The sequence below is a fragment of the Stenotrophomonas sp. YJH_SMC_54 genome, assembly GCF_059368435.1.
This window is the reverse complement of the sequence record NZ_JCAFRS010000008.1, coordinates 184,704-191,988: the sequence shown is the minus strand read 5'-3', so window position 1 is coordinate 191,988 and position 7,285 is coordinate 184,704. Positions and strand designations below refer to the sequence as shown.

6 protein-coding genes are annotated in these 7,285 nt (G+C 67.0%); all 6 read left to right on the top strand.

The genetic code is table 11. The features are described from left to right. The first annotated feature begins 230 nt into the window (after positions 1-230). Positions 231-683 carry an MgtC/SapB family protein gene (locus tag AC5P5S_RS11795; protein ID WP_005413774.1) on the top strand — a complete coding sequence of 151 codons (453 nt, stop codon included), beginning with the start codon at positions 231-233 and terminating at the stop codon, positions 681-683. Positions 684-906: 223 nt separating this feature from the next. After that, positions 907-2,565, top strand: coding sequence for an L-lactate permease (lldP, locus tag AC5P5S_RS11790; protein WP_062606258.1), 1,659 nt, complete (start codon positions 907-909; stop codon positions 2,563-2,565). Between the two features lie 53 nt (positions 2,566-2,618). After that, complete coding sequence (lldR, locus tag AC5P5S_RS11785) at positions 2,619-3,383, top strand: transcriptional regulator LldR (protein ID WP_012480578.1); 765 nt, start codon at positions 2,619-2,621, stop codon at positions 3,381-3,383. Between the two features lie 4 nt (positions 3,384-3,387). After that, positions 3,388-4,527, top strand: coding sequence for an FMN-dependent L-lactate dehydrogenase LldD (lldD, locus tag AC5P5S_RS11780; protein WP_014037557.1), 1,140 nt, complete (start codon positions 3,388-3,390; stop codon positions 4,525-4,527). Continuing rightward, positions 4,524-6,224 carry a D-lactate dehydrogenase gene (gene dld / locus AC5P5S_RS11775; protein ID WP_049395923.1) on the top strand — a complete coding sequence of 567 codons (1,701 nt, stop codon included), beginning with the start codon at positions 4,524-4,526 and terminating at the stop codon, positions 6,222-6,224. The genes lldD and dld overlap by 4 nt, the downstream gene beginning before the upstream one ends. A 111-nt stretch (positions 6,225-6,335) precedes the next feature. Further along, entirely contained in the window at positions 6,336-7,220 is an 885-nt protein-coding gene (locus AC5P5S_RS11770) for a hypothetical protein (protein ID WP_049395924.1), read from the top strand. Positions 7,221-7,285: the final 65 nt, after the last annotated feature.

The following is a 7,285-nucleotide window of genomic DNA, read 5'->3' as shown; positions in this document are numbered from 1 at the left end:
GGCGGTTCAGGGAGAATCCGGCGTGGGGACCCAAGCTACTTCTCGGTCGCAAGACCTGGATCCACACGGTCGCCCACGCCGGGCTCTCGGCACCCAAGGTGCCAGATTGGCAAGAGATAAGATCCACGCCATGCGTGGATGAATGCGTGCGGTGAAGAAGGCGTGCCATCGCCTTCACCGCCGTCCCACGATCGCCGCGCGACGCTCCGGGAAAATTCCGGAGCTTTCCCATGGAACTTACCCAGGATGTCTCGATCCTGCTGCGCGTTGCCGCAGCGATGCTGTTCGGCGGCGTGCTCGGCGTCGAGCGCGAGATGGGCAAGCACGCCGCTGGCCTGCGTACGCACATGCTGATCGCAGGGGCCGCCGCGTTGATCGTCGGCCTTGGCGACTCGGTGGCCGAGCATTTCCAGCAGGAGCGCTACCGCGACCTGCTGCAGGTTGATCCGGTACGCCTGATCGAAGCGGTGGTGGCCTGTGTCGGCTTCGTTGCCGCTGGCACCATCCTGCGTGGGTCACGCGAGGACCAGGTCAGCGGCCTGACCACGGCCAGCTCGTTGATCATGGCGGCGGCCATCGGGATTGCGGTGGGGATCAGCAAGTACGTGATTGCCATCGGCGTGAGCGTGCTGTGCGTGCTGGTGCTGGCAGTGATGCGGCGGCTGGAGAAACGGATCTCGTAGGGAATCTCGAATTGCCGGCCAGCGGCCGGCACTACCATGCGGACTAAATGGTCGGACCAATATGGCATCTAGCCCTATGGTCTAATAGGTTCCTCGCCGGAGTGGCGGTTAAATCCGCTGCAAGTGGTCTGATCGAAATCATTATTGGTACTACCAATAATCGACAGCCACGGCGATCCACCGCCTGCGGTGGGGCACCTTCCGCATCCAGTCGAGAGTCTTCATGCAGCCCTGGCAACACCTGTACGACCCCGCCGGCAACCTGTGGTTGTCGAGCCTGATCGCGCTGCTGCCGATCGCGTTCTTCTTCGTTGCCCTGGCCGTGCTGCGCATGAAAGGCTGGCTGGCCGGCACGATCACCGTGGCCATCGCGCTTGGCGTGGCGCTGCTGTTCTACCGCATGCCGTTGAGCCAAGCGCTGGGCGCGGCCGGCTTCGGCTTCGTCTACGGCCTGTGGCCGATCGCCTGGATCATCATCGGCGCGGTGTTCCTCTACAAGGTCTCGGTCAAGACCGGTCAGTTCGACATCATCCGCGCTTCGATCCTGTCGGTGACCGAAGACCAGCGCCTGCAGATGCTGATGGTCGGCTTCGCCTTCGGTGCCTTCCTGGAAGGCGCGGCCGGTTTCGGTGCGCCAGTGGCGATCACTGCGGCGCTGCTGGTCGGGCTGGGCTTCAAGCCGCTGTACGCCGCCGGCCTGTGCCTGATCGTCAACACCGCGCCGGTGGCGTTCGGTGCAATGGGCATTCCGATCATCGTGGCCGGGCAGGTCACCGGCCTGGATGCCTTCGAGATCGGCCAGATGGCCGGCCGCCAGCTGCCGTTCCTGACCGTCATCGTGCTGTTCTGGATCATGGCGATCATGGATGGCTGGCGTGGCATCAAGGAAACCTGGCCGGCGGTGCTGGTGGCCGGTGGCTCCTTCGCCATCGCGCAGTACCTGACCTCCAACTTCATCGGTCCGGAACTGCCGGACATCACCGCCTCGCTGGCGTCGCTGGTCTGCCTGACCCTGTTCCTGCGCCGCTGGAAGCCGGTACGGATCTTCCGCTTCGATACCGAAACCAGCGCCGAGGCGACCGCACAGGCACTGGAGGCGCCGCGCTACAGCGTCGGCCAGATCGCCAAGGCGTGGTCGCCGTTCCTGATCCTCACCGCGATGGTCACGCTGTGGAGCATCAAGCCGTTCAAGTCGCTGTTCGCGGCAGGCGGCCCGCTGGAAGGCTGGGTGCTGAAGCTCCCGGTGCCGGGCCTCGACCAGAGGGTGCAGAAGATGCCACCGATCGTGGACGCGCCGCTCAGCTATGAGGCGGTCTACAAGTTCGACTGGTTCTCGGCCACCGGCACCTCGATCATCCTCGCGGCGGTGATCGCGATCATCGCGCTGCGCATGCCAGCCCGGTCGGCGCTGCAGACCTTCGGTGAAACCGTGCGTGAGCTGCGCATGCCGATCTATTCGATCGGCATGGTGCTGGCCTTCGCCTTCATCGCCAACTATTCGGGCCTGTCGGCAACGCTGGCGCTGGCACTGGCGCACACCGGAGACGCGTTCCCGTTCTTCTCGCCGTTCCTGGGCTGGCTGGGCGTGTTCCTGACCGGCTCGGACACCTCGTCCAATGCGCTGTTCTCGGCGCTGCAGGCGACCACCGCACAGCAGATCGGCGTGTCCGACGTGCTGCTGGTGGCGGCCAACACCACCGGCGGCGTCACCGGCAAGATGATCTCGCCGCAGTCGATCGCCATTGCCTGCGCGGCGGTTGGCCTGGCCGGCAAGGAATCGGACCTGTTCCGTTTCACGGTCAAGCACAGCCTGGCCTTCACCACCATGGTCGGCCTGATCACCCTGGCCCAGGCCTACTGGCTGACCTGGATGATCCCCTGAGCCATGCACGGCTGGCCGACCACCCGCTGCGCGCTTCGGGCCACAATGGCGCCATGAGCACGCAACGTATCTCGGACAAGGTGGCCGCACAGCTGCGCGGCCTGGTGCAGGAACAGCGGCTGCAGCCGGGCGACCGTCTGCCGGCCGAGCGCACCCTGGCGGTGCAGCTGGGGGTCTCGCGCACCGCGCTGCGGGAGGCCATCGCGCAGCTGGCCAGCCAGGGCCTGCTGACCGCACGGGTTGGTGGCGGTACCTACGTGGCCGAACCGGCGGCGCGCGCGCGGCAGGCGCTGGATGAACCGCTGGCGCCGTACCTGCCGCTGTTCCAGGGCGACCCGGAATACCGCTTCGACGTGCTGGAGATCCGCCATGCGCTGGAAGGCGCCACCGCCTGGCATGCGGCCCTGCGTGCCACCGACGAGGACCGTACGCGCATCGCGCAGGCCTTCCAGACGATGATGGACGCGCACGGCAAGGACGACCCCACCGGTGAAGCGGAGGCCGACGCGGCCTTCCACCTGTCCATCGCCGAGGCCTCGCACAACCTGGTCCTTCTGCAGGTGATGCGCGGCCTGTTCGAACTGCTGCAGACCAACATCTCGCAGAGCCGCGAAAAGCTCTACACCTCGGCGAGGACCTTCTCGCCGCTGTCCGACCAGCACCGCGAGATGATGGACGCGGTGCTGGCCGGCGACCCCGAACGCGCGCGCGCCGCCGCGCATGCCCACCTCGAGTTCGTGCACACCACGCTGCGCACCCTCGATGACAACGAAGCCCGGCGTGCACGGGCCTCGCGTCTACCTTCCCCACACGGTTGACCCCATGATCATCTCCGCCTCCACCGATTACCGTGCTGCAGCGCAACGCCGGCTGCCGCCGTTCCTGTTCCACTACATCGATGGCGGCGCGTATGCCGAGCACACGCTGAAGCGCAACGTTTCCGACCTGTCCGACATCGCGCTGCGCCAGCGCATCCTGCGCAACATGTCCGACCTGAGCCTGGAAACCGAGCTGTTCGGCGAAACGCTGGCGATGCCGGTGGCGCTGGCGCCGGTCGGCCTGACCGGCATGTATGCCCGGCGCGGTGAAGTGCAGGCGGCGCGCGCGGCCGACAGCCGCGGCATCCCGTTCACGCTGTCGACCGTATCGGTGTGCCCGATCGAGGAAGTGGCACCGGCCATCCAGCGGCCGATGTGGTTTCAGCTGTACGTGCTGCGCGACCGTGGCTTCATGCGCAACGCACTGGAGCGGGCGCAGGCCGCTGGCGTGACCACGCTGGTGTTCACCGTGGACATGCCGGTGCCGGGCGCGCGCTACCGCGATGCACACTCCGGCATGAGCGGCCCGAATGCCTCGCTGCGCCGTATCGGCCAGGCCATCACCCATCCGCACTGGGCGTGGGACGTGGGACTGTTCGGCCGTCCGCATGACCTGGGCAACATCTCCACCTACCGTGGCAACCCGACCGGGCTGGAGGATTACATCGGCTGGCTGGGCAGCAACTTCGATCCCTCCATTTCCTGGAAGGACCTGGAGTGGATCCGCGAATTCTGGAAGGGCCCGATGGTGATCAAGGGTATCCTTGACCCGGATGACGCGCGTGATGCGGTCAAGTTCGGTGCCGATGGCATCGTGGTCTCCAACCACGGTGGCCGCCAGCTGGACGGCGTGCTGTCCACCGCGCGCGCACTGCCGGCGATTGCCGACGCGGTACAGGGCGATCTGAAGATTCTCGCCGATTCGGGCATCCGTACCGGCCTGGACGTGGTGCGCATGCTGGCGCTCGGTGCCGATACCGTGCTGCTGGGGCGTGCCTTCGTTTATGCGCTGGCCGCGCAGGGCGAGGCCGGCGTGGCCAACCTGTTGGACCTGATCGCCAAGGAGATGCGCGTGGCGATGACACTGACCGGTGCGCGTCGCATCGCTGACATCGGCCGCGATTCGCTGGTCAGCCTGCCATGAATGGCCACGATGCCGTGCTGGCACAGTTGCGCGACGCGGTCGGCAGCCGCCATGTACTGACCGGCGACAAGGCCACGCGCCGCTTCCGTCGCGGCTACCGCTTCGGCGATGGCCCGGTACTGGCAGTGGTGCGCCCGGGTACCTTGCTGGAACTGTGGCGCGTGCTGCAGGCAGCGGTGCAGGGTGGGGCGGCGGTCATCCTGCAGGCGGCCAATACCGGGCTGACCGGTGGCTCGACCCCGGACGGCGATGACTACGGCCGGCCGATCGTGCTGGTCAGCACGCTGCGCCTGACCGGCATCCAGCTGTTGAACGAAGGCCGCCAGGTGCTGTGCCTGCCCGGTGCCACGCTCGACCGCCTGGAGCAGACGCTGGCACCGCTGGGCCGTGAACCGCATTCGGTGATCGGCTCGTCCTGCATCGGCGCCTCGGTGCTGGGCGGCATCTGCAACAACTCCGGCGGCGCGCTGGTGCGCCGTGGCCCGGCCTACACCGAGCTGGCGCTGTACGCGCGGGTCGATGCGCAGGGCCAACTACAGCTGGTCAACCATCTCGGCATCGCGCTGGGCGATACGCCCGAGCAGATCCTGCAGCGCCTGCAGGCCGGCGACTACAGTGCGTCGGATGTGGGGGACGGCGACGGCCGCGCGGCCTCCGATCCGCGCTACGCCGACGAAGTGCGCAAGGTCGACGCCGATACCCCGGCGCGCTTCAATGCTGATCCCAGCCGCCACTACGAGGCTGCCGGTTCGGCCGGCAAGCTGGCGGTGTTCGCGGTGCGCCTGGATACCTTCGAAAAGGAGGCCGCCGAAGTCTTCTACATCGGCAGCAACCGCACCGACAGCCTCACGGCGATCCGGCGCCAGCTGCTGACCGGCTTCGAGCGCCTGCCGATTGCCGGTGAGTACATCCACCGCGATGCCTATGACATCGGCGAGCGCTACGGCAAGGACAGCTTCCTGCTGATCGACCGCCTCGGCACCGCACGTGTACCTGCCGCGTTCGCATTGAAGAGCCGCGTCGACGGCTGGTTCGAACGGCTGGGCCTGCGTGGGGTGACTGACCGGGTGATGCAGGTTCTGACCGGCCTGCTGCCCTCGCACCTGCCCAAGCGCATGGGCGAGTTCCGCCAGCGCTACGAGCATCACCTGTTGCTGAAGGTCTCTGCCCAGGACGCTGCGGAAACCGAGGCCTGGTTGCGCGCCTTCTTCGCCGGGCACGAAGGCGGCTTTTTCCACTGCACGGCCGAGGAGGGGCGCAAGGCGTTCCTGCATCGCTTTGCCGTGGCCGGTGCCGCGGTGCGCTACCGCGAAGTGCATCGCGGGCAGGTGCAGGACATCGTGGCGCTGGACATTGCCCTGCGCCGAGATGATGCCGACTGGTTCGAGCAGTTGCCGGCCGATATCGACGGCCGCCTGCTGCACAAGCTGTATTACGGGCACTTCCTGTGCCACGTGTTCCACCAGGACTACATCGCGCGCAAGGGCGAAGACCCGATGGCGATCGAGCACGCGATGTGGGCGCTGCTGGACCAGCGCGGTGCCGAGTACCCGGCCGAGCACAATGTCGGTCACCTGTACCCGGCCAAGCCGGCGCTGGCCGGGTTCTACAGGCAGCTGGACCCGAGCAACACGTTCAATCCCGGTATCGGCCAGACCTCGAAGGCCAAGGGCTGGGGTGGCTGCGATTGCGGATGATGTAGAGCCGCCCCTATGCTCGGCTGCTCCTGCCGACAGACAGCAGACGAGCATGGCTCGACGCCGCCCGGGCAACGGTTACCATCGGAAGCCCATCCGCAGGAGCCATCCATGCCCACCGCCGCCGTCTGCGCCACCCTGTGCACTGCATTGCTGGCGACCCCGCTGCTGGCGCTGGCCCAGAGCGCGATCCTGCCGCAGCAGCGCGATGCTGCCGGCAACGTGATGGAGCCGCTGGGACAGGTACTGATCGCGAGTGAGACTGGACCGTCGGGGCTTTATGACTGCACGCGGGACGGCAACTGGTGCGTGCGCGTGCAGCCGGTTGCCGAGGAGGGTGACCGGCCGACCGTGCTGGAAGTGCTTGAGAAGGCACCGGGCCAGGGCAAGCCGCACACCTACCACGTCAGCATCGACGTGCCGCAGGAAAGCGAGCTGTCGCTGTGGCCATGGATCGTGCGGCTGGCCCCTGGCGTGGGCAGCGATGAACCGGTGACCGACCCGCAGCAGCGCGCCCGCCAGAATGTGCTGGTGGGTGGCATCGTCAAGTTCAGCACCATGTACTCCGGTGGAGGTGCCGACGCGTCCACGCTGCAGCTGGCACGCGTGCGTCACCTGCAGGACGACATCCAGGTGGACGACGACGTGCTGACCGTGCCATGGCTGGGCAATGCGATGATCCGCGCCTGTTTCAGCGAGCAGGACATCAAGCAGCGCGCCGGTGCCTGCCACGACGAATACGGGTTCTCGGCGAAGCTGGCGCTGGATACGGTTGCCGAGGGCATGCCAGTGCTGCGCTACCAGACCGTGGCGACCCGGTACCCGGCCGGTGTTTCGCGCTTCGAGGATTCGCTGGCCAGGGGGCCGCTGAAGAAGCAGGATCTGCGCATCGAACAGGACCCGGCGTGTACCTACACCCGGCTGTTCCGCTTCGGGGCGGGGATGTTCCACCCGGACCAGGCACTGCCGGACTGTGCCGGCTATACCGAACCCTGAATTGTAGCGTCGAGCGATGCTCGACGGGTCTTCGGACGGGCGGCGCGAAAAGCCAGTCGAGCATG

What these genes read in the sequence shown, in the direction of transcription:
- lldR (WP_012480578.1), top strand. Translation starts at nt 2,619, where the DNA reads ATGAGCACGCAACGTATCTCGGACAAGGTGGCCGCACAGCTGCGCGGC.
- AC5P5S_RS11795 (WP_005413774.1), top strand. Translation starts at nt 231, where the DNA reads ATGGAACTTACCCAGGATGTCTCGATCCTGCTGCGCGTTGCCGCAGCG.
- AC5P5S_RS11770 (WP_049395924.1), top strand. Translation starts at nt 6,336, where the DNA reads ATGCCCACCGCCGCCGTCTGCGCCACCCTGTGCACTGCATTGCTGGCG.
- lldP (WP_062606258.1), top strand. Translation starts at nt 907, where the DNA reads ATGCAGCCCTGGCAACACCTGTACGACCCCGCCGGCAACCTGTGGTTG.
- lldD (WP_014037557.1), top strand. Translation starts at nt 3,388, where the DNA reads ATGATCATCTCCGCCTCCACCGATTACCGTGCTGCAGCGCAACGCCGG.
- dld (WP_049395923.1), top strand. Translation starts at nt 4,524, where the DNA reads ATGAATGGCCACGATGCCGTGCTGGCACAGTTGCGCGACGCGGTCGGC.